Source organism: Falsihalocynthiibacter arcticus, from assembly GCF_000812665.2.
GTDB lineage: Bacteria > Pseudomonadota > Alphaproteobacteria > Rhodobacterales > Rhodobacteraceae > Falsihalocynthiibacter > Falsihalocynthiibacter arcticus.
Window position 1 is genome coordinate 2,837,547 of record NZ_CP014327.1, and the last position, 19,109, is coordinate 2,856,655.

The following is a 19,109-nucleotide window of genomic DNA, read 5'->3' on the forward strand; positions in this document are numbered from 1 at the left end:
ATGGCGCAGCAGGTGGTCATAGCCTCGCCTCAGGTCCCTACAGTAGTTTTTGCAACAAACCACACTGCAAAGGAGACCGACTATGACCGAGATTGTTATTGCACAAGATGCAGCAGTTTTAGTGGCCATCAACATCGCCAAAGCACGGCATGAAGTTTTGATAGCCATTCTAGGCAAAAAGCGCCGCCGCCGTTTGACTGTCCTCAACCAAATGGAGGACTTCCAGCGGTTGATCACATCATTGGCCAGTTATGGCCGTCCAGTGCGCGCAGCTTTTGAGGCGACTGGTAATTACCACCGCGCCTTTGCTTATCACCTCGCAACCGCAGGCTTTGAGGTGAAGTTGGTATCGTCATGGGCTTTGGCGCGTACCCGGGAAGCTCTGCATAACAGCTGGGACAAGAACGACCCCAAGGACGCTCAGGCCATCCTTCACATGATGGAGATCGGGAATGAGCAGTTTTATCACGACCCACTGGTGTGTGGAACGAACGACATCCAAGAGCTGTCTAAAACCCATGACACGTGTCCAAGTCAAAGACAGAACTGTGGCACCGAGTGCTGACACATTACCTGCCGCTGTATTTACCCGAAGCCGACCGCTTTCACCGCAGCTCGCGCAGCGACTGGTTCTTTGCATTCCTTGAGCGCTATCCATCACCACACTTTATCTCAGCCATGAGCAAGGACGCATTTACCGCTGACGCCTGGGACGTTGTGGGCCGTAAGGTTGCAAAAGAACGTTTGCTTGCTGACATTTATGAGACCGCCAAAGCATCTGTGGGGCTGCCTATTGCTCCCGATTCTGACGCGATCGGCATGTTCCGTTTGGTCCTCGGTGAAGGTCGCAGTCTCATCGCGCAACGCAATCAGATTGAGGATCGTGCCGTGGCGCTTCTCAAAGATCTGCCTGACTATCAATTGCTGACATCGGTCCCTGACATCGGTCCGGTTAACGCCCTGACCATTCTGGCGGAAGCAGGTGACCTGCGCCGGTTTGCACATCACCGACAGTTCTTAAAGTTCTGTGGAATGGACCTCGCGACGATCCAATCGGGCACATTCCGGGGCCAAACCAAGCTGTCAAAATATGGTAATGCCCGACTGCGCCGCACCCTCTGGATGGCAGGCCAGGTCGCCATTCTGCAGCGGACCAACAGCTTTCGAGACAAGTTCGAACGCTACATCGCGAAGGACCGCCACAACAAACATTTGCGCCGCAAAGCATATACCGCAATCGCCGCCAAGATGGCCCGTACTGTTCATGGGATCATTAAACATGGCGAACCCTATCGCCCCTTCTTTGAGGGGTGATCGATCGCAGAAGGACCTTTCTCTGTAAGGGCCGTGGAGGTAGGCAACTGACCTCGTAGATAATGTTCAGGCCTTCTGTGTTAGCGACCCGATGATCTAGTCTTAAGGACGGTGAGAGCCGCAAAAGCGTACTCTGTGTTTGTTATGGGAGAGACTGTCGTTGACCAAAAAGCCGAACTAAGCCATGCTTTGAACGTGTTGAGACGCCTCGACACGACAATGACCTGATGCCAAATCAGCCAAATATTCCGCGCATAGGACGTTATCTATGACGAATACGTTGATACCGGCACCGGTATATTCGTTCCAAAGGGACACACCCCCATAAGTGCCAACGATATTAAGATCAAACAGCCCAGACCCCGAATTGCGAAGATGCCATTGTTGGCTCAGCATTGGGTCATTTACAATTGGATGGGGCATTCGGAAATCCTTGTTTGGTGAAATTTTAAACTCAAACGGCGACCGGCAGGGGGGCATCGAGGTTTGGGTTTTCCGTCCTCGTTAAAATACAGTGGTTTCTTGCGCCACGACGACACGTCCGAGGCAGTCGGTCACGATGGCGTAGACGCCGCTTACAACGACGTGCGTTCCCATCGGAATTTCTGGCGAAATATACGAAATAGCGATGAGCGTTCCATCGTTGGTTTTGATTTGCGGGCAGTCAACGCCATTGGCCCGCGTAACAAGGGAGCCGGAAACCGTCACCTGTTCACGGCCATTATTCTGTGCGGTTATATTCTCACCCGATGCATGGCGGACAAAGAGGCTTGCACTCAATACCGCCAAAACAAGGCAGAGAATGGATGATGATTTCCTAATCATCTGATAGTTCCGCCCATTTCATTTATTAACAATGTGTTAACATGTAGGCTGAGAGGGCGGTTTAATCCATATTGTTTTGACCAACGCGTTTTCTAAATAATTAAAATTTGTTGTTCTTGCTCAGACGGCAGTTGGTATTGGGAATATTGTTTCCGCTTGAAATAGTAGTTTTTTGCTGAAGGTTCGGGCTGATATCCAATCTCTTCCGGCTGATATCCGATAACAATGGCACGTGATGTTGGGAGAGTGTTTGTGCTAACATTATGAAAGATAATGGTAATTTCCCGTTTTTGCGACCGCTACGGCAGGCGCTCCATTTCGAGAAATTGAGTGGATTGCTCCTAGTGGTTAGGGTAGACTGGTTTTAGTCAACGTATGCTGAGGAAACCCCTCAGTGAACAAGATACCGAGGTCATCAAAATTCTGAAGGGAATTAACATGCTCAAACTTACGAAAATTTCAGTCGTGCCACTTCTATTCTTGGCCACCGCATGTACGAATACAGGGGCGGGTTATACGCCAATCATCGACGGACCTGTGAGCGCAAACTACAACTACGATCTCTCGCAATGTCAAAACCTCGCGGCCTCCCAGCCCCTTGTTGACGAAGGTACTATCGGTACGGTCGCAACAGCTGCTGCCGTTGGTGGCGCCGCATCCGCGATTTCAAAAGGGAGCACGTACCAATCTGGCCGTGGTGTTGCAATCGGAGCGCTCGTCGGCGCTACTGGGAGCGCACTGCAGAACAACTCTAACCGCGAAGTCTTGGTTAGAAACTGTATGCGCGGCCGCGGCTATAATGTCGTAGGTTGATCGATCTAAGCTGTGCGTCGCATGGCTTAAACACGAAGCGTTTCTAAAGACGTCCTTATCGCCGCTGCCTAGAAATAGGTGGCGGCGAACTAGTGTGAGGGGTCGTTGAAGACCCAGCGCCTGCTCAACAGATATGTAAAACCCGCAACCAAAAGAGTGGCCAAAGCGAGGGCGCTCGACGGGGACATAAGATTGAGCCCGACAAGGCTCGCCAAGATCAATTCATTCAGCAAAAAACCGAGCGCCGACGTTGTTAAGAAACGAGGTGCCGTCTTGCCCAAGGGGAGGTTGTGATTGTTAAAGGTGAAGCTGTGGTGGCCCCAAAAACTCACAATAAGCGCGGTAATATAGGCGAGGAAATTTGCGACCAAAGGGTTCAATCCAAACCGAATCCACAGGATGCCAACCGTGATATGAACCAAGGTTGCCAAGCCGCCAACTAGTCCGAATTTCAGAACACTTTTGAGCATCAATCGTCCTGATTTTCTGGTCGTGAAATCTCGGCGACAATGAAGCCGGGGCGGCCTTTGACCTCGGTGAAAACGCGCGCAAGGTATTCGCCGATCACCCCAATTGAGATCAACTGAATCCCCCCAAAAAGAAGATAGCGACGGTAATGGTGGCGAAACCGGGGGTATCAACGCCCCAGATGATGGTTTTGGCGAAGATCCAAAGGCCATATAGAATTGAGAGAATAGCCAAAACACTCCCGACACCCGTCCAAACCCGCAGCGGGAAATTGGTGAAGGAGGTAATACCCGTGAGGGCCAGTTTGAAGAGGGCGCTGAAACCAAAACTTGAGCGCCCAGAGGTGCGTTGTTTCATTTCAATAGGGACGGCCTTGGTCTTGAAACCAATCCATCCATAGAGCCCTTTCATGAAGCGGTTACGTTCGGGTAGGGCACATAAAGCATCGACAACATTACGGTTCATCACGCGGAAATCGCGAGCATCTTGCGGGATAACAACATCGCTTCCCATTGATAGCAGCTTGTAAAACGCCGAAGTAAATAAACGTTTTGGAACGGATTCATCGTCGCGATTTCCGCGCACAGCATAGACCATTTCATAGCCATTTTTAAGCTCGCCCAGCATTTCTTCTAAATAGGAAATAGGTTCTTGCAGGTCTGCGTCGATGATCGCCACGATATTGCCTGTGGACGCGCTCAATCCCGCCGAAATCGCGTGCTCCTTACCAAAATTGCGCGACAACCGCAGGACAGAAACGGGGAAATGCTGGCCCATGTTGCTTGCGGTTTTGAAGGTGGCGTCGGCACTTCCGTCATCGACAACGATAATTTCGGTGGAAATATTGAGGCGCACCACTTCCGACATGATCGCATTGATGGTCTGCTCAATATTGCCTTCCTCATTATGCGCAGGCACGACAATGGAGAGGTCGGGAAGGGGGGCTTTCACTCTCAATTCTGACGTGTCGGTTGTGGGGCCCTTGTGTGTTTTCGTGGCATTCATCTAATTACCCTCAATTTTTTCGATCAGAACGGCTTTGCGCCCGAATTCACCAAGGTATGTGAACCTGTCACCGAAGGCCTGTTCAACCTCCGCTTTCTGCCGCGGTTCGACAAGAAGGACGTCGGTTTTACCATTGTCAGCTAGGCCGGAAATCGCATCGAAATCCGCCAAAACCTGAACCTTGCCTTTGGTATAGAATTCCAGAGAATAGCTTCTGCCACCCAAAAGGTTAAAGACGGGGGCCTCAACGCGTTGGGACGCGATTTTGACAGTCGACTTGTGGGAGCGAAGGTCCAGACTGTCGGGAGAAATCGCAAGGACGGCACAGAGTAGCACAAAGACGCCGATCATGAGTGCCATCCCAGAGCCAAACAGAATGCGCACTGTTTTCGTCGGTGTGGCGCCAAAAATATCCACGGTTAGTATCGTTAACAACAGCGCCGCAGCGGGCAGGCCGGGCAGGACGTAGGACGCCAAAATGTTGGCCGCAGGCGTAAAGAGGATCATCGGCGCGATGGTCCACAGAAGCAAGTAGGAGCGAAGACCCGCGCTATCCAGCCTGAACGCCGTGCGCAATTTACGCGGGAAAAACAACATGTATCCGCCAATAAGCGACCACGGCAAAGCCGCCAAAATCCAACCCAGCCAAATGCTGCCCTTGGCGCGCGAATGTCCCGACCCGTATAAATCGCCTTGCCACCCCGAGACAACAAACCGCTCATAATGCTCGCCGATAATGAAATACCGCAGGAAGCCGGGTGTTTTCTGCTCGGCGAGATAGTACCATGGAGCAGTGAGAATGACGGCAAGCAACATCCCCGTGATCCACGGCAGGTATTGCAAAACGCGCCAGCGCCAGCCGATCAGCAGCCATAGAAAAATTGGAATACCTGTAAGGACGACCGCAACAGGACCCTTAGCCAGCATGCCAATTGCGAGCCCTACAAAGAAGAGATGCCCCGCGATACGCGCCGCTTTGCCCTGTGTCGCAATCGACCAAAACGCCATCATCGAGAGAGTCGTTCCAAAAGCCATCGCTAAATCGGTCATAACAAATGCCGACGCCCCGAAAAACAATCCCGTAGACGACAAAACGCAAACAGAGATCAAAGCGGCGTTGGTGCCAACAATGGTTTTGGCCCACTTATAGAAGAAAAGGAGCAGCAAGAGCGCCGCTAGAAAGATAAATATGCGCGCGCCAAATTCGTTTTCGCCAAAGAGGTTTATACCCGCAGCGGAGAGCCATGTATGTAGGGGCGGCTTGCCCCAAAACGGAATGCCGTAATCAAACTGTGGGGTGATGAAATCGCGGGTTTCAATCATCTTACGGGCGATCTCGCCGTAGCGCGACTCGGTGGTATCCGTCAGCGGCAATAGGAAGATCGCGACGATTCGTGTGATGAAAAGCAGGAACAGGCTACCGTAGATATACGGCAAATAGGTCACTTTGAGGTGGAGTGTGGCCGGTTCAGGCTCGTTTTGCACGGTGTTTGCGTCGCCGAAAGAAGCCATGATGTTCCCCAAGTCTAAGGGAAGCTTCCTGCATTCCCAGTTTTTTGGGAAGTCTAAGCGAAGGGGCGTGTCGCAACAATCAACAATTTTCCCCTAGAAAATAAATGGTTACAGTTTAGAGCAATGTAAATGTGTTGGACTGGATAGATCAATACAAGGGACGCGGGGCTTTTATCCCCGAAGGTACAGATAGTAAAATAAGGGTATGTGTTAGAAATACCCATCTGGAAAACTCTACATACGGGTTGGATTTCTTTAAGTTACTTGTTCGTGCTTTGTGATAGGATTGAGGCTGGTTATTCTGGCTTTCTTCTCAAATTCAACAGGGGTTTCATTTGGCTCGCTTCAATATTTCCGACACTTGCATCTGGATTACGCTGGGTGCTTCGTTGCTTGCTTTGCCGGCTGTGGCGCAAGAAACCCTCAGTATTTTCGACGAGAATGGGTATTTGGATTCTGCGGACCCAGATATGGTTATTGGGATACGACTTGGCGCTCAAAGAGAGTCGGCGTATTTCGGGTCCTCAGATTTGGAAAGCGGACCAGGAGGTTCGGTTCGATTTGACTATGTTCGGTTTCCGAACGGGTTTGAATACGGATCAGGACAGACCGTTGGATATCGAACTGGCTGGGGCTTGCGTGGCTCGGCACGGTTTATTGGCGAGCGAAACTCGGCGGATTACTCTGAGTTGGCCGGCCTATCGGATGTGGATTGGACACAGGAATTTGGCTTTGGGGTTGGCTACGAGGAAAAACATTTTCGCGGATTTGCCGATGTTAGATATGGCTTCTTTGGGCATGAATCCTTTGTCGGCGAGGCTGGTTTTGACGTTATAGCAACTCCCGCCGAAGGGTGGACACTGACGCTCGGCCCCCGATTGCTGATTGGGAGCGACAAATATACCCAGACATATTTTGGCATCACGGCGGACGAAGCGGCCGCGAGCCAATATTCTGAATACGCCCCGAATGGCGGACTCGTTTCGGCTGGTGTGGTGTTGGGCGCGCGGTACGATTTCAACGAACGTTGGGGGATTGAAGCTGTGGCTGGTTATAGTCGTTTCATGGGCGACGCTGGGAATTCGCCAATCGTCCTTGGCGGGTCGGACGAAAGCCTGAAAATCGAGGTCGGCATTACACGTCGCATCAGCGTCGATTTCTAAAGGTTTCGATTAAAACATTGCCACAGAAGATCATAGGCACCTGCATTTACGCAGATGCCTATGAAGCGTTTAATTCAGGTATTTTTCGAAATGGGCGAGGGTGCGATCCCATGCCAGTGTTGCGGCTGCCTCGTCGTAGCGCGGCGTTGTGTCATTATGGAACCCGTGATTTACGCCTTCATAAATGAATGCTTCATAGGTTTTCCCTTCCGCATTCAGAGCGGCCTCATAGGCGGGCCAACCTGCATTCACGCGCTCGTCCAATTCGCCGTAGTGGATGAGGAGGGGGGCCTCAATCGCGGCCACTTCTTCGGCGGTGGGTTGGCGTCCATAGAAAGGCACAGCCGCCGCCAGATTTGGATAGGCCACCGCCAAAGCATTGGACACACCGCCGCCATAACAGAAACCCACAACCCCAACTTTGCCAGTACTTTGTTCGTAATCCACAAGGAATTCGAAGGCGGCAAAGAAATCTTCCATCAGTTTGGTGCTGTCGAGTTCTTTTTGCATGTCGCGCCCGTCGTCATCATTTCCGGGATAGCCGCCAAGTGGTGTTAAACCGTCGGGGCCAAACGCAAGAAACCCCGCCTTGGCCAATCGACGCACGACGTCCTCGATATAGGGGTTTAAGCCGCGATTTTCATGCACAACCAAAACGGCGGGGAGCTTTCCAGTGGCGCCCGCCGGCTTTGCCATAAGACCTTTGATTGTGCCATGACCTTCGGGGCTTTCATACTCCACAGTCATCGTTTCAATGTCGGGGTCATCGGGGGCAACTTGTTGCGCAAGTGCATAATTTGGTTGCAAACTTTCAAGGACTGCCGTGGCAGCGACACCCGCCGCAGCATAGCGGGTCGCATTAGACAGGAATTCTCGTTTTGTCATTTTTCCATGAACGTATCCGTCGTATAATTCGAGTAATTTCGGGTTGAAATCAGAGGCCTTTTTCCGGTTCATTTTAGAAACTCCCAATGTTGTTGAATGTCAAAATACAGCGTTCAAAACACAAAATAGGCCATTATTGAAGATTTGGCCAAGCCTAAATTATGGTCGAATTCTCATGGGAGTCCACTTATTTTCTGGCTCCAATAGGGGGTCTCAGGGCGCATTGGGTGTCGGATATCGTCTTTACAGAGTGTGCGTCGCGTTGCAATTATCGTTTCAAAACGGTCCTATGGGGCAATAGTTGACCGCCAATGCGTGGGCTCTCAAAGAGGGCGAAAGGTGCCGGTGTAGATAATTGGAATCTAGTTTTACAAAATTCAAAGACCGTATCTGGTTTTCCGTTGATCGCGGCACAAAACGCCTCGCAACTGCACCTAAGCCTCTTCAAGATGTTGGGTATTCCATCGTTCGGAGCGTGTTGTGGGCTGCATATTACCTACCGGGCAGTCCGCTCATGGAAACAGCTTTGGGTTTGTCAAAGGTTGTGTCGCAAGGCCCGCCACGATTGCTATATCGAGGTTTCGTAGAGCGGTTTATTCTGGCGTTGCGCCGGATGGAGCGTTTGCGGTTGGGGAAGACGGATGAAATTGATCGGCTGCTCGTGATCCCGGAGGAAGCGCGGCTTAAAGCGTCGCTACAGGAAGGCAAGGGCGTGTTGCTTGTCATGCCGCATTGTCATGGGTCGGTGCTAATGGTGCGCGCCTTGGCTGCGCGGTTCCCCACGTTGATGCTTGTGCGCGAACCCGCAAAAGAGTCGCGCGCGATCACACAGCGGCCATATTACACTCATATCGGCTGTGAGTTATTTGACGTGCGGCGCAACGGCGATGCGCTTGTGGCGCGCGCGGTGCTCAAGGCACTTCGGCAAGGCAAGATCGTGGTCGGTGTGGTGGATCGGATCAAAACGGCGCCCCCCGTCGATGCTCCTGTCAACAAGAGTGGCGATACCGTTCGTGCCATCGTTTTTGGCGAAGCTGCAGGGGTTGTGGGGTGGCCTGCGCGGTTTGCTGCAAAATGTGATGCCGCAATCCTTCCGGTGATGGTTGAGCAAACGCCCGAGCATTTGACACTGCATTTTGGCGACGTTATCACACCGACGGATCCCCTTGAAACCACTCAAAACTGGATCGCCGCGCTTGAACCTCTCCTCCGCAGATTTCCTTGCGACTGGGGGTTTGTATATGACAAACATTGGGCTCGGTTGCTGCGTAAGGCAACTAAATCGTCACATTCCTAGATTTAGGGCCTGTTACAAATATTTACAAAAACTAGATTTTTGATCTTTCCCCCCACGTCGAGTGGAATTTGCCACCTTTTCGAAGCCCGATAGTGCGACGTTGGTCGGGGAACCATTTGACAGCGGATGGTTTGGCCAATTTCTGGTGCGGCCGTTGCCGTTCTGAATACAGGTCCGCTATGTATCCCCTTATTTTATGAGCGTAGTCGTGATGGCTTTCAGTGAAGGAGATGGCTGACTAGGCGTGGGAATTGGCGCGGCGTCCTATGAGGTCTGGGAAATGAATCTTTTATTCAATGGTGCCCTTTTGAAAGGCTTGGCTAGAAATGGTGTTTGCCCAAAATATGTGGATCGACATGATTTTTTTCCAAAATTTAACAAATTTTGTTGACGATTTACAAATGCGACGCTTATAGATGTTGGCGACGTCGCTCGACATTGAGGGAGTCACATATAGTTTCTTGGGAGGAATACATGTCATTTTACAAATCTTTTAAGTGCATCGCAGTTTGCGCCGTGTCGGCGTCAGCGCTTTTCGCTTCTGCCGCCGTTGCCGATACGATCACGTTGCGCGGCGCGAGTATGTTTGATGAAAATCATGCCTACACAAAAACACTGAGACAGTTTGAAGAACTCGTGGCTGAATCCTATGATGGTGATGTTGAGTTTGATCTGCGCTTGAATGGTGAGCTTGGGGACGAAAGCGACTTCGTGACGTTCTTGCAGCAGGGTGTTGCGATCGATTATGCCGTTATGGCGCCGTCCAATATGGCTGTTTTTTCCCCATCGATCCCCCTCATGGATATGCCGTTCCTTTTCCGCGATTTGGACCATTGGAATGCAGCCCTCTCAAGCGGTGTTATGGCGCCCCTCGAGGATGAGTTGCTTGAAAAAGCTGACATCAAAATTATCGGATATACTGGGGGCGGTGTCCGCAATTTGGCGTCCGCAGAACCGGTCAAAGATATGGCTGATTTGACGGGCCACAAGATGCGCGTCATGGGCGCTCCGATCCAAGCGCAAATCTTCTCTGCGATCCAAGCTGCACCTTCGGCGATTGCCTATAACGAGGTTTATAACGCGATTCAGACAGGCGTGATTGCTGGATTTGAAAACGAAGCGGCGTCGATCCAGAACCTCAAGTTCTACGAAGTCGCACCAAACATCACGTTGACCCGCCATGCAATCACGGTGCGGCCCATCGTTATGAGTGGCAAAACTTTCCGTAAACTTCCAGAAGAGCTTCAAGCCGCAGTTCTTCAAGCGGGTGCCGAAGCCGGCGCATTTGGTCGCAACTTGGAAAGCACCGAAGATGGTCTCAAAATGCAAGAGATGATCGATGCGGGCCAAATTACCGTTTTGGAATTTTCTGATCGCGACAAATTGTTGGAAATGGTGATCCCCGTACAGGATGCATATGCGACTGAATTGGGCGCGACCGACCTTCTTAAAGCAATCCGCGAGCAATAATCGCTCTCTTTGCCCCCAACGTTTTCAGGCGTTGGGGGTTCATCCATTGATCGGTAGGGCCCTATGTTCGGACGCTTTTTAGATACCTTCTGCAACGGTCTTCGTTTCCTGCTCGGTTTCCTTGTTGCCGCTTTGGCAATTCCGGTCGGGATGCAAGTTGTCGCGCGCTATACTGGCATTATCCCTGTCTATCTTTGGACCGAAGAACTGGCGACATTCCTGTTTGTCTGGGTGGTTATGATCGGGGCCATGGTCGCCGTTTGGGACGGAACGCATTTTGATGTGCGCGTTATTCCTGACGCCAGAAATCCACTGCTCAAGCTCACTCAAAACGGATTTGTCCTTGTTATGGTCGGAGCATTTGCCGTTATTTTCGCGTGGTACGGGATCGAATACGCCAAGTTTGGCTACATTCAAAATTCGGTCATGATGCGTGCGAATATGATGATTACCTATATTTCAGTCCCAATTACCGGTGTAGTTTGGATGTTTTTCACGGGCTATCGCCTGTATGAAGCTGTCGCGGAATACCGCGCTTCTACTCAGAAAGTTTAAGCATGATTGTTTCAACCGGTCTCGCCTGCGCCATTCTTGTGGGCGGGTTCATTTTCCTCGTTGCAATGCGCATTCCCGTCGCTTTTGCGCTTGGGATCGCGACAATCCCAATCGTCTTGCTGGATTTGCGGTTGACCCCGTTCATCGTTTTGGACCGGATGTTTCAATCTTATAACTCGTTTATTTTGCTGGCTGTGCCTTTCTTCTTACTTGCGGCCAACTTGATGAATTCGGGGAAAATAACCGATAAGCTGATCGACCTTGCGCGCGTTTTGACGGGCTGGATGCCTGGCGGCCTTGGGCATGTGAATGTCGCCGTGTCGATGCTTTTTGCCGGAATTTCAGGTTCCTCAACCGCCGATGCGGCGGGCTGTGGTAAAATCCTCATCCCAGCGATGGTCAAGGAAGGGTATGATACGCGGTTCGCGATTGCGCTCACGGCATGCTCATCGGTAATGGGCGTTATTATTCCGCCGAGCATCTTGATGATCGTCTGGGGCGGAGTGATGCAAACCTCTGTCGGCGCCTTGTTTTTGGCGGGTGCGACACCGGGGTTAATGATCGGCGTCGCCTTGATGGCCACGGTCTATGGCTATGCCAAAGTTTATGATTACCCCATCATCGGTAAGCCCAGCCTGTGTGATATTTGGCATGCATTTAAGGGCTCGTTCCTTGCTTTGATGACCCCTGTTTTGGTCATTGGCGGCATTGTCGGCGGTATCGTGACCCCAACAGAAAGCGCCATTATTGCTGCCGGTTACTCCTTGATCCTTGGCATGTTTGTGTATCGGACCGTTTCGGTGCGCGACCTTGGTCATATCTTCTATGACACGGGGCGGTTCGCGTCGATTTCGCTGTTTGCAATTGGGACGGCTTCTGCGTTCGGGTGGCTTTTGGCCTTCTTTAACGTGCCGCGCCTGATCGTGGATTTCATGACCAGCCTTGAGTTCGGATCGTTCGGAACCGCCCTCGTGATCGCTGGCCTGTTCCTTTTCTTTGGCTTGTTTATTGATGCGATCCCAACGATTATCATTCTGGGCACGGTTCTGTTGCCGGTTGCAACTGCCGCCGATATCCATCCAATCGTCTTTGCAATTATCGGCATCGTCTCTCTCGCATTTGGCCTCGTGACGCCGCCTTATGGGCTGTGTTTGCTGATATCTGCGTCGATTGGCGGCATGAATGTGGTGCAGGTGATGCGCGATGTTGTGATTATTCTACTGCCAATGCTCGCAATCCTGCTTCTCATCATCGTGTTTCCTGAGATCGCGCTGTGGCTGCCAAAAATGGTCATGCCCGAAACCTTTAACTAGGAGCCAAATTGCATTTCTAGGCGTCCACATCAGCCAGTTTGAATGTGAGGCCCGCGCGCGCAATGTAGCCAGCAAGTGGACCTTCTGGGCTGCATTCGGATATCAATGTGTGTTTGGCATCAAGCCGCGCGACGGCATGCGTTGCGCGGTGTCCAAACTTGCTCCTATCGGCTAAAACCGTCACATTCGCGCTGCGTTTAATCATTTGCGCGTTCATTGCGGCCTCTTCGGATTCTAGGCTGGTGAGGCGGCCTTCGTCGTCTATTGCGGTGGCGCCGAGGAACAAACGATCAATCCAAAGCCCCTCCATTATCGCAATCGCGGATGCGCCGACCATCGAAAGGTTTTCGGCACGCACGCGCCCGCCAATGAGGGTGAGGTCGACATGGGAAATATGCGCAAGCTCTTGGGCGGCAACCAGACCGTTGGTAAAAATTTTGACGGGTGAATTCATATTGCGAATATGCGGCACCAATTGCAGGACGGTTGTACTCGCGTCTAAAAATAGCGTTTCGTCGGGCCGGATTTCCTGCGCGGCAACATAGGCGATGGCGCGTTTCGCCTCGATCTGCGCCTGTTCCCGTGCCGAAAATGCCAATTCCTTGTGCGCCCCTGTCGCGATGCGCGCGGACCCGTGCCGTCGCTCTATTTTGCCCATTTGCTCTAATTCGATCAGGTCCCGCCGCACGGTCGCAAGCGAGGCCCCGAGGGATGTTGCGATGTCTTGAACGGATGTTTGCCCCTTAGCCAAAAGAAGCAGGAGCAGGTCAGAATGGCGGTCAGTTGTCATGAAATCCCCGTTTCTCTTAGTTTTGACACAGGAATGCGTCAATTTCAATCATAAATATGATTGACTGTGATCTTTATTTGCGTATTTTGGAGAAAACCTGATGCCGCGGGGAGACGCCTGTGACGCAGTCGAAGGCAAGCGCGCCAAAGTTTAACATAAGGAAACCAATATGAACCCGACGCTTGAAGGCATCTTTGGACAATTCCAATACTGGCGCGCAGCTCAAATGCCCGCGCCCCTTGTGCCCATGAACGGTACGCGCGTGATTGTTGGATGCGGCACGTCCTACAACCTTGCGCTGGCGGTCACTGCCGCGATGAATGCCAATGGTCTTCGCGCCATTGCCGTACCCGCTGGCGAATGGATCGTGCGCCCACAGGCCTACCTCGCGAAGGGGTCGGGGGACGTCGAAGTTATCGCCCTTTCTCGCAGCGGTGAGACCACGGAAACGGTTCAGGCCGTGCTGGCAAGCCATGCGCGCGGGCAAAAAACGATTGGCGTCACCTGTGCTCCGAACTCCGCGTTAAGTGGGGCCGCATCCATCGCAGTGGAACTTGAAACGCATCCCAGCGAGGGGATTGTTATGACCTCATCTGCGAGTTTGATGCTGTTGGCGGGCTACGCGATGGCGGGCCTAAAGATCGACGATGCTATGGCAGGTCGCGCTGAGGAAACTATGCTGGCCTTGGATGCGGTTCCCGCGGACGCTTACGCCAGGCGCACACATTTTGTCTTTCTCGGGGGCGGTGCAAATTACGGTGTTGCACTCGAAGGTGCGCTCAAGCTTCAAGAAATGGCGATCTGTTACACACAGGCTTTTCATCCGGGCGAATACCGACACGGCCCGATCAGCCTCGTTGACGAACGCACCGCTGTTGTGATGCTGTACCATGCAGATACCCGCGCTGATGAAACGGCGTTGGTCAAGGAACTACAGGCAAAAGGCGCTTGGGTTCTAGGGCTTGGCGGCGCAGGCGATATCTCGCTAGATGTTACCAGTGCAGGGGATTTTTCGGGTGTTGAGTGCCTTCCCGCGCTGCAATTGTTAGGCGAACGCTATGCCGCCGCGCAAGGAATCGACACAACGACGCCGCGCCACCTCACCAAAGTTGTCATGTTGGAGACACAATGAAACACGCCCTAGATCACTTGCTCGCCCTTCCAGAACAGCACAACCAAAAAGATTTTGTTGGCATCACGTCCGTTTGCAGCGCCAATGCGATGGTCATTGAGGCGAGCCTTTTGGAGGCGGCCGATAATGGCGGATTTGTTTTGATCGAGGCCACCTGTAATCAGGTCAATCAGGACGGCGGATATACAGGCATGACGCCACAAGACTTCCGCCAATTTGTGGCGGGTATCGCGGCAAGCGTTGATTTTCCCCTCGATAGTATCCTGTTTGGGGGCGACCATTTGGGGCCGAATCCATGGCGCAAACTTCCCGCATCCGAGGCCATGGCAAAAGCCTGTGAAATGACGGCAGCCTACGCCCGCGCGGGGTTTTCCAAAATCCACTTGGACGCGAGCATGGCCTGTGCGGATGATGTAAATCCGTTGCCGCCAAAAACCGTCGCAACACGCGCAGCAGAACTGGCGAAGGTGGCCGATGATGCGGCCCGCGCCGAAGGACATTTGCCGCCCGCCTATATCATCGGAACCGAAGTGCCGGTACCCGGAGGCGCATCAGAAGAACTCGACTTACTCGAGGTTACGACCTGCGAGGACGTAAGCGAAACCATGGTTTTGCATCAGAATGCCTTTGCAGCGCTTGGTCTTGAGGAGGCTTTTGCCCGCTCCATTGGCGTTGTCGTGCAGCCGGGTGTGGAATTTGGCCATGCCAACGTTATCCACTTTGTTCCAGAAAAAGCGGGCGCACTCAGCACGTGGCGCAAGGAATACGCGCGTGTGGTTTTTGAAGCGCATTCAACCGATTATCAAACGCCGCAAGCCCTGCGCGCGCTCGTAACGGGCGGTTTTGCCATTCTCAAAGTGGGACCGGGGCTGACGTTTGCCTTGCGCGAAGCTTACTACGCGCTTGATCAAATCGCCGGGGAAATTTGCGAGGGGTATGACGCAGGAACCTTGCCCGCAAAGCTAGAGCAGATCATGCTGGCTCAACCCGAATACTGGCAGGATTATTACACGGGCACCAAGGCCGCCCAGAAAATCCAGCGGCACTATAGTTATAGTGATCGCATCCGCTATTATTGGACGAATCCAGAAGCCGTCAAAGCGGTGGATGCGCTATTTGGTGCACTCGAAGGACTGCAAATTCCAGAGACGTTGATCAGCCAGTTTATGCCATGTCAGTATCAATCGGTTGCCCTTGGCGAGACTCCCGCACTTGCCAAAGATTTGGCCCTCGCAAATGTGAGGCGCGCACTTGCCCCCTATAGCAACGCCTGTCGGAACGGCCTTGGGTAGCCACTAGAAGATCTATAAGGGCCGAAGCGATTTGGCCCTTATATGTGGTTACACCTTGTCGGAAATCAACGTTTCAAGAAGATCAAAGCCCTTGCCCCAACCGTTGTCCATGTTGCTCATCATTTTGGTGAAACAGGCAATTTCTGCCTCCGTTGCATCCACGGGAATTTGCTCCAACTGCACTTTGGTTTTGTCACCCTTGTCAACAAAGGAAACTGTTGTCAGAAGCGTTTTGGGCCAGTCAGGCATCATTTGGCTGGGCTGAATGTTCCAATCCTTATCTGTGGAGGAGTGGTTCCACACCATCCGTCTGGCCGTTTCAACTTCGATAAAATCCATTCGGCTGAAATCAGATTTTTCACCCCATTTCATCTCATTAAGCCAGCGCCCGCCCGCCTTGGGATCAAACTCATGGATGATCGTTTCAACACCCGGGCCGTACCAAACAGCCAAAAGTGTTGGATCCGTCCACGCCTTCCAAATCTTGGCAAGGGGGGCCTCAAATCCGCGATTATACTTGTATACTGGGAGGTTACTCATGGTCGTGGGTGTCCTTTCCGTCGTCATTTAGTGTTTCTAATAGGTGATCGAGTTGGTCAAAACTCACCCCCCAAAAACGGCGAAATTCTGTTAGCCAGTTCATGGCCTCTTTCATTGGTTCCGCTCGCAGGTACGCAGGCCGACTTTGTCGGATTTGGCCGCGCGCAATTAGCCCGGTGTTTTCCAATATTTTTAGATGTTTTGAAATCGCCGGTTGGCTGACATTAAACGGCGCAGCCAGTTCTTTGACCGTCGCTTCCCCATGGGCCAGACGGGCAAGAATGGCGCGGCGCGTGGGGTCCGCAAGAGCCGAAAATACTGCATCTAGGGTTGTTGCTTCATAGCTAATTGGTTTCATAACCAAAAAGTTATGTTGCAGGGAGGGCTGTGTCAACTCTTCGCCCGCTTTTGTTATTCCCGTTCAAGGAGCTTATTATTGGCGCCCAAAAGCGGCGCGGCACCTAGCGCTTTGGGACGCACCCCATCAATGCGCAGCGGTGCGGAAAGTGTTTTGAAATGTTCGCCACCACGTTCCAAATCGGCAATCATATCAAGCTCCTGTAGCACGCCAGACCCCATCAATCCGTTCCAATCCATCACGGGGGCGGCCCAAATATCGGCTGCGATCATGGCCGTCATCCAATGATCGGTGGTGTTCAAAAGTAAATGATTTGCCAGCTCCGCTTTGATTGAATCGCGATGCTTGAAGGGGTCAAGATCGTGGAACGCAGCGTCAAGATCGAGGCAGTCGCACAGGTGTTTGAGGTCGTTCATCGCCACCGCGATATGCCCATCCTCGGTGCGATACACGCCGTAGGGGGCGGATAAATAAGCGTGGGCGGGGTTGTTGTTGGGGCGTTGGGGCAGTATGCCGCCATCATTGAGGAAGGTGGTCAAAAGCTCGAACTGAAGGTCGGTGATCGCTTCAATCAAGCTGGTTTCCACAAGGCCGCCTTTGCCAGTGCGTTCACGACGGAACAAAAGCGCGAGGAGGCCCTGAGCAAGGGCGGCCCCTGCGAGAATGTCGGCAATGGGAAGGCCCATTGCCACGGGGCCATCCGTGCCGCCACCTGACAGCCACATGATGCCACTACGGGCTTGCGCTAGTAAATCCTGACCGGGCAGTTTTTGCCAGTCGTGTCCGGTGCCATAGCCCGAGATCGAGCCGTAAACGATATCTGGTTTGCGGGCTTTAACGTCTTCATAGCCAAGGCCAAGTCGCTCAATAACCCCCGGTCTGAAGTTTTGGATCACCACATCCGCGCTGTCGACAAGCGCCATAATTTTCTCGCGATCGGCGTCTTGTTTTAGGTCCAACTCGACCGAGGATTTGCCGCGATTGATCGCATGGAAAATCGTGCTTTCCCCGTCGATCATCACATTGGAAACATAGAGATAACGCGACAAGTCGCCTTTGCCTTTGCGCTCCACTTTGATAACTTCGGCCCCCATGTCGGCCAGTCGCAAAGACGCATAAGGCCCCGCGAGGAACTGGCTAAAATCGAGGATGCGGATACCTTTGAGGGGGGCGTCGTAGGTCATGAAGCGGTCTTTCTAGGCGAAGCTGGCGGCATAGCGCGCGTTGAGCGCCTGCATTGCTTTTGCGGGTGTGGTTTTATGCTGTAGAACATCGTTGACGATGGTGGAGCCGTCTTCCTGAAATCCCATATAGCCATCATGACGAGGGCGTAACCAAGCGGATTCGTGGGTTTGGCGGGTGTTGAAATAGGCGTCCATGACGGGCGCGTTGACGGCCGCGTTGCCCCACGCCACCGCGTTTCCCGGTTGGCCATTCGATTGGGTATAGAGCGTGCTTTGACAGTCCGCCCCCGCAACCCAAAGCGCGAAGTCGACACAGATTTCGGGGTGTTTTGTTTTGGCGGAAACGGCGAGGCCTGTGCCGCCAAGGGCGGAACCGATGGGGCCGGATTTTCCGAGGGTCGGGATGTCGGTGAAGGCAATACGGTGGGGGCGATAGGCCGCGTCGCTGTATCCTTTATAGAGGTAAATGAAGGGCGATGTGTGGAAACGATCTTCGGTGGCCATCACGTCAAGGATCGCGATGGGGTCCATTCCATAGCACATAGGATCAACATGGTCGGAGACCGCCAAGAGGGCCTCAAACACCTTTTCACCGACTTGCGCGTTCATGATCTCGTCGGGGGAGGAGCCGCAGGGATGGCCGATATTGGCCGCAAGTGTATAGAAATTCATCAAGGTATGAGGCGAACGAAGCGCCCAAAGCAGGGTGCCCGCATGGGCACGATCAACGATTTGCGCCCATGTTGTGGCGCGCTCGGTAAGGTCAGGGCGGCAAGCTTGCACCTGTGTTGCGGCGTCGACGGGCAGGGCCCATTGGTGGCCGTGCAGGTTATAACTGATGTAGCTTTTGCCGAGGGTTTCGTTTGCCAGCGCTGCGAGGCTGGCCTCAGATGCGTGTTCGTCGAGTGCCAGTAAATGGCCTTTGCCTGCCACAGAACCAACATGCGGGTGGTCAATAATCATCAGATCATAGGCGGCGGCGAGTTCGTCAACGGGGGTCGTTTCAAACCCCTGAAGCGAGCGTTTATCCCATGTAATCGAAACATGCGGGTGTTTTCGCGAAAAGGCATCTGCGGCGGCGGCCACGGGATCATAGCCGCGCGGGTCTGACCAAGTCATGCCTTTTAGATGGATAGTTGTGCTCATTTTACTCTCCGGTTTTAGGGAGGTTACGGCACATAGTTTCAGAAGTA

At 52.7% G+C, this 19,109-nt stretch carries 19 protein-coding genes and 1 pseudogene; 9 read left to right on the forward strand and 11 right to left on the reverse strand.

Annotation, left to right across the window (positions count from 1 at the left end; genetic code table 11):
* Positions 1-82: 82 nt before the first annotated feature.
* Positions 83-1,314: pseudogene (locus RC74_RS14000) on the forward strand (IS110 family RNA-guided transposase).
* Positions 1,315-1,491: 177 nt separating this feature from the next.
* Here RC74_RS14000 and RC74_RS14005 read toward each other — a convergent pair.
* Together RC74_RS14005 and RC74_RS14010 are read right to left on the reverse strand one after the other, a co-directional pair.
* Positions 1,492-1,737, reverse strand: a complete 246-nt coding sequence (locus tag RC74_RS14005) for a hypothetical protein (protein WP_062628284.1) — start codon at positions 1,735-1,737, stop codon at positions 1,492-1,494.
* Positions 1,738-1,818: 81 nt separating this feature from the next.
* The gene (locus RC74_RS14010) at positions 1,819-2,139 is read right to left on the reverse strand and encodes a hypothetical protein (RefSeq protein ID WP_039001194.1); all 321 of its coding nucleotides are present in this window, start codon (positions 2,137-2,139) and stop codon (positions 1,819-1,821) included.
* 438 nt (positions 2,140-2,577) lie between these two features.
* Between RC74_RS14010 and RC74_RS14015 the strand changes: the two genes are divergently transcribed.
* Positions 2,578-2,952 (forward strand): glycine zipper family protein, encoded by a 375-nt coding sequence (locus RC74_RS14015; RefSeq protein WP_039001195.1) that lies wholly within the window; start codon positions 2,578-2,580, stop codon positions 2,950-2,952.
* Between the two features lie 89 nt (positions 2,953-3,041).
* Here RC74_RS14015 and RC74_RS14020 read toward each other — a convergent pair whose 3' ends face one another.
* The 3 genes from RC74_RS14020 to RC74_RS14030 form a co-directional block, all read right to left on the reverse strand.
* The gene (locus RC74_RS14020; protein ID WP_039001196.1) at positions 3,042-3,422 is read right to left on the reverse strand and encodes a GtrA family protein; all 381 of its coding nucleotides are present in this window, start codon (positions 3,420-3,422) and stop codon (positions 3,042-3,044) included.
* Between the two features lie 109 nt (positions 3,423-3,531).
* Positions 3,532-4,425 (reverse strand): glycosyltransferase family 2 protein, encoded by an 894-nt coding sequence (locus RC74_RS14025; protein WP_218918078.1) that lies wholly within the window; start codon positions 4,423-4,425, stop codon positions 3,532-3,534.
* Complete coding sequence (locus RC74_RS14030; protein ID WP_052274699.1) at positions 4,426-5,937, reverse strand: ArnT family glycosyltransferase; 1,512 nt, start codon at positions 5,935-5,937, stop codon at positions 4,426-4,428.
* Positions 5,938-6,272: 335 nt separating this feature from the next.
* Between RC74_RS14030 and RC74_RS14035 the strand changes: the two genes are divergently transcribed.
* Entirely contained in the window at positions 6,273-7,100 is an 828-nt protein-coding gene (locus tag RC74_RS14035; protein ID WP_052274700.1) for a MipA/OmpV family protein, read from the forward strand.
* A gap of 69 nt (positions 7,101-7,169) precedes the next feature.
* Here RC74_RS14035 and yghX read toward each other — a convergent pair whose 3' ends face one another.
* On the reverse strand, positions 7,170-8,057 hold the full coding sequence (gene yghX / locus RC74_RS14040; RefSeq protein ID WP_039001197.1) for a YghX family hydrolase: 888 nt from the start codon (positions 8,055-8,057) through the stop codon (positions 7,170-7,172).
* A gap of 283 nt (positions 8,058-8,340) precedes the next feature.
* On the opposite strand from yghX, the gene RC74_RS14045 reads away from it, so the two are divergent.
* The 4 genes from RC74_RS14045 (at position 8,341) to RC74_RS14060 (ending at position 12,620) form a co-directional block, all read left to right on the forward strand.
* Positions 8,341-9,282: an LpxL/LpxP family acyltransferase gene (locus RC74_RS14045; protein ID WP_039001198.1), complete on the forward strand. Its 942-nt coding sequence runs from the start codon at positions 8,341-8,343 to the stop codon at positions 9,280-9,282.
* A gap of 474 nt (positions 9,283-9,756) precedes the next feature.
* Entirely contained in the window at positions 9,757-10,752 is a 996-nt protein-coding gene (locus tag RC74_RS14050; RefSeq protein WP_039001199.1) for a TRAP transporter substrate-binding protein, read from the forward strand.
* A gap of 63 nt (positions 10,753-10,815) precedes the next feature.
* Positions 10,816-11,307 carry a TRAP transporter small permease gene (locus RC74_RS14055; RefSeq protein ID WP_039001200.1) on the forward strand — a complete coding sequence of 164 codons (492 nt, stop codon included), beginning with the start codon at positions 10,816-10,818 and terminating at the stop codon, positions 11,305-11,307.
* A gap of 2 nt (positions 11,308-11,309) precedes the next feature.
* Complete coding sequence (locus RC74_RS14060) at positions 11,310-12,620, forward strand: TRAP transporter large permease (RefSeq protein ID WP_039001201.1); 1,311 nt, start codon at positions 11,310-11,312, stop codon at positions 12,618-12,620.
* A 16-nt stretch (positions 12,621-12,636) separates the two neighbouring features.
* Here RC74_RS14060 and RC74_RS14065 read toward each other — a convergent pair whose 3' ends face one another.
* The gene (locus RC74_RS14065) at positions 12,637-13,410 is read right to left on the reverse strand and encodes a DeoR/GlpR family DNA-binding transcription regulator (protein WP_052274701.1); all 774 of its coding nucleotides are present in this window, start codon (positions 13,408-13,410) and stop codon (positions 12,637-12,639) included.
* A 169-nt stretch (positions 13,411-13,579) separates the two neighbouring features.
* Between RC74_RS14065 and RC74_RS14070 the strand changes: the two genes are divergently transcribed.
* Positions 13,580-14,542, forward strand: a complete 963-nt coding sequence (locus RC74_RS14070; RefSeq protein WP_039001202.1) for an SIS domain-containing protein — start codon at positions 13,580-13,582, stop codon at positions 14,540-14,542.
* Positions 14,539-15,834: a D-tagatose-bisphosphate aldolase, class II, non-catalytic subunit gene (locus RC74_RS14075; RefSeq protein WP_039001203.1), complete on the forward strand. Its 1,296-nt coding sequence runs from the start codon at positions 14,539-14,541 to the stop codon at positions 15,832-15,834. Before RC74_RS14070 ends, RC74_RS14075 begins: the two co-directional genes overlap by 4 nt.
* 48 nt (positions 15,835-15,882) lie before the next feature.
* On the opposite strand, the gene RC74_RS14080 is transcribed toward RC74_RS14075, so the two are convergent.
* From RC74_RS14080 to RC74_RS14095, 4 genes are read right to left on the reverse strand one after another with little or no spacing between them, the layout of a single operon-like run.
* Positions 15,883-16,374, reverse strand: coding sequence for an SRPBCC family protein (locus tag RC74_RS14080; RefSeq protein ID WP_039001204.1), 492 nt, complete (start codon positions 16,372-16,374; stop codon positions 15,883-15,885).
* Positions 16,367-16,768, reverse strand: coding sequence for an ArsR/SmtB family transcription factor (locus RC74_RS14085; protein WP_236939938.1), 402 nt, complete (start codon positions 16,766-16,768; stop codon positions 16,367-16,369). Before RC74_RS14085 ends, RC74_RS14080 begins: the two co-directional genes overlap by 8 nt.
* A 17-nt stretch (positions 16,769-16,785) precedes the next feature.
* Positions 16,786-17,916 (reverse strand): CaiB/BaiF CoA transferase family protein, encoded by a 1,131-nt coding sequence (locus tag RC74_RS14090; RefSeq protein ID WP_039001206.1) that lies wholly within the window; start codon positions 17,914-17,916, stop codon positions 16,786-16,788.
* A gap of 12 nt (positions 17,917-17,928) precedes the next feature.
* Positions 17,929-19,062 carry an extracellular solute-binding protein gene (locus RC74_RS14095; RefSeq protein ID WP_039001207.1) on the reverse strand — a complete coding sequence of 378 codons (1,134 nt, stop codon included), beginning with the start codon at positions 19,060-19,062 and terminating at the stop codon, positions 17,929-17,931.
* Positions 19,063-19,109 lie beyond the last annotated feature (47 nt).

What these genes read in the sequence shown, in the direction of transcription:
- RC74_RS14090 (WP_039001206.1), bottom strand. Translation starts at nt 17,916, where the DNA reads ATGACCTACGACGCCCCCCTCAAAGGTATCCGCATCCTCGATTTTAGC.
- RC74_RS14095 (WP_039001207.1), bottom strand. Translation starts at nt 19,062, where the DNA reads ATGAGCACAACTATCCATCTAAAAGGCATGACTTGGTCAGACCCGCGC.
- RC74_RS14055 (WP_039001200.1), top strand. Translation starts at nt 10,816, where the DNA reads ATGTTCGGACGCTTTTTAGATACCTTCTGCAACGGTCTTCGTTTCCTG.
- RC74_RS14015 (WP_039001195.1), top strand. Translation starts at nt 2,578, where the DNA reads ATGCTCAAACTTACGAAAATTTCAGTCGTGCCACTTCTATTCTTGGCC.
- RC74_RS14060 (WP_039001201.1), top strand. Translation starts at nt 11,310, where the DNA reads ATGATTGTTTCAACCGGTCTCGCCTGCGCCATTCTTGTGGGCGGGTTC.
- RC74_RS14010 (WP_039001194.1), bottom strand. Translation starts at nt 2,139, where the DNA reads ATGATTAGGAAATCATCATCCATTCTCTGCCTTGTTTTGGCGGTATTG.
- RC74_RS14075 (WP_039001203.1), top strand. Translation starts at nt 14,539, where the DNA reads ATGAAACACGCCCTAGATCACTTGCTCGCCCTTCCAGAACAGCACAAC.
- RC74_RS14070 (WP_039001202.1), top strand. Translation starts at nt 13,580, where the DNA reads ATGAACCCGACGCTTGAAGGCATCTTTGGACAATTCCAATACTGGCGC.
- RC74_RS14025 (WP_218918078.1), bottom strand. Translation starts at nt 4,425, where the DNA reads ATGAATGCCACGAAAACACACAAGGGCCCCACAACCGACACGTCAGAA.
- RC74_RS14020 (WP_039001196.1), bottom strand. Translation starts at nt 3,422, where the DNA reads ATGCTCAAAAGTGTTCTGAAATTCGGACTAGTTGGCGGCTTGGCAACC.
- RC74_RS14065 (WP_052274701.1), bottom strand. Translation starts at nt 13,410, where the DNA reads ATGACAACTGACCGCCATTCTGACCTGCTCCTGCTTCTTTTGGCTAAG.
- yghX (WP_039001197.1), bottom strand. Translation starts at nt 8,057, where the DNA reads ATGAACCGGAAAAAGGCCTCTGATTTCAACCCGAAATTACTCGAATTA.
- RC74_RS14030 (WP_052274699.1), bottom strand. Translation starts at nt 5,937, where the DNA reads ATGGCTTCTTTCGGCGACGCAAACACCGTGCAAAACGAGCCTGAACCG.
- RC74_RS14050 (WP_039001199.1), top strand. Translation starts at nt 9,757, where the DNA reads ATGTCATTTTACAAATCTTTTAAGTGCATCGCAGTTTGCGCCGTGTCG.
- RC74_RS14080 (WP_039001204.1), bottom strand. Translation starts at nt 16,374, where the DNA reads ATGAGTAACCTCCCAGTATACAAGTATAATCGCGGATTTGAGGCCCCC.
- RC74_RS14005 (WP_062628284.1), bottom strand. Translation starts at nt 1,737, where the DNA reads ATGCCCCATCCAATTGTAAATGACCCAATGCTGAGCCAACAATGGCAT.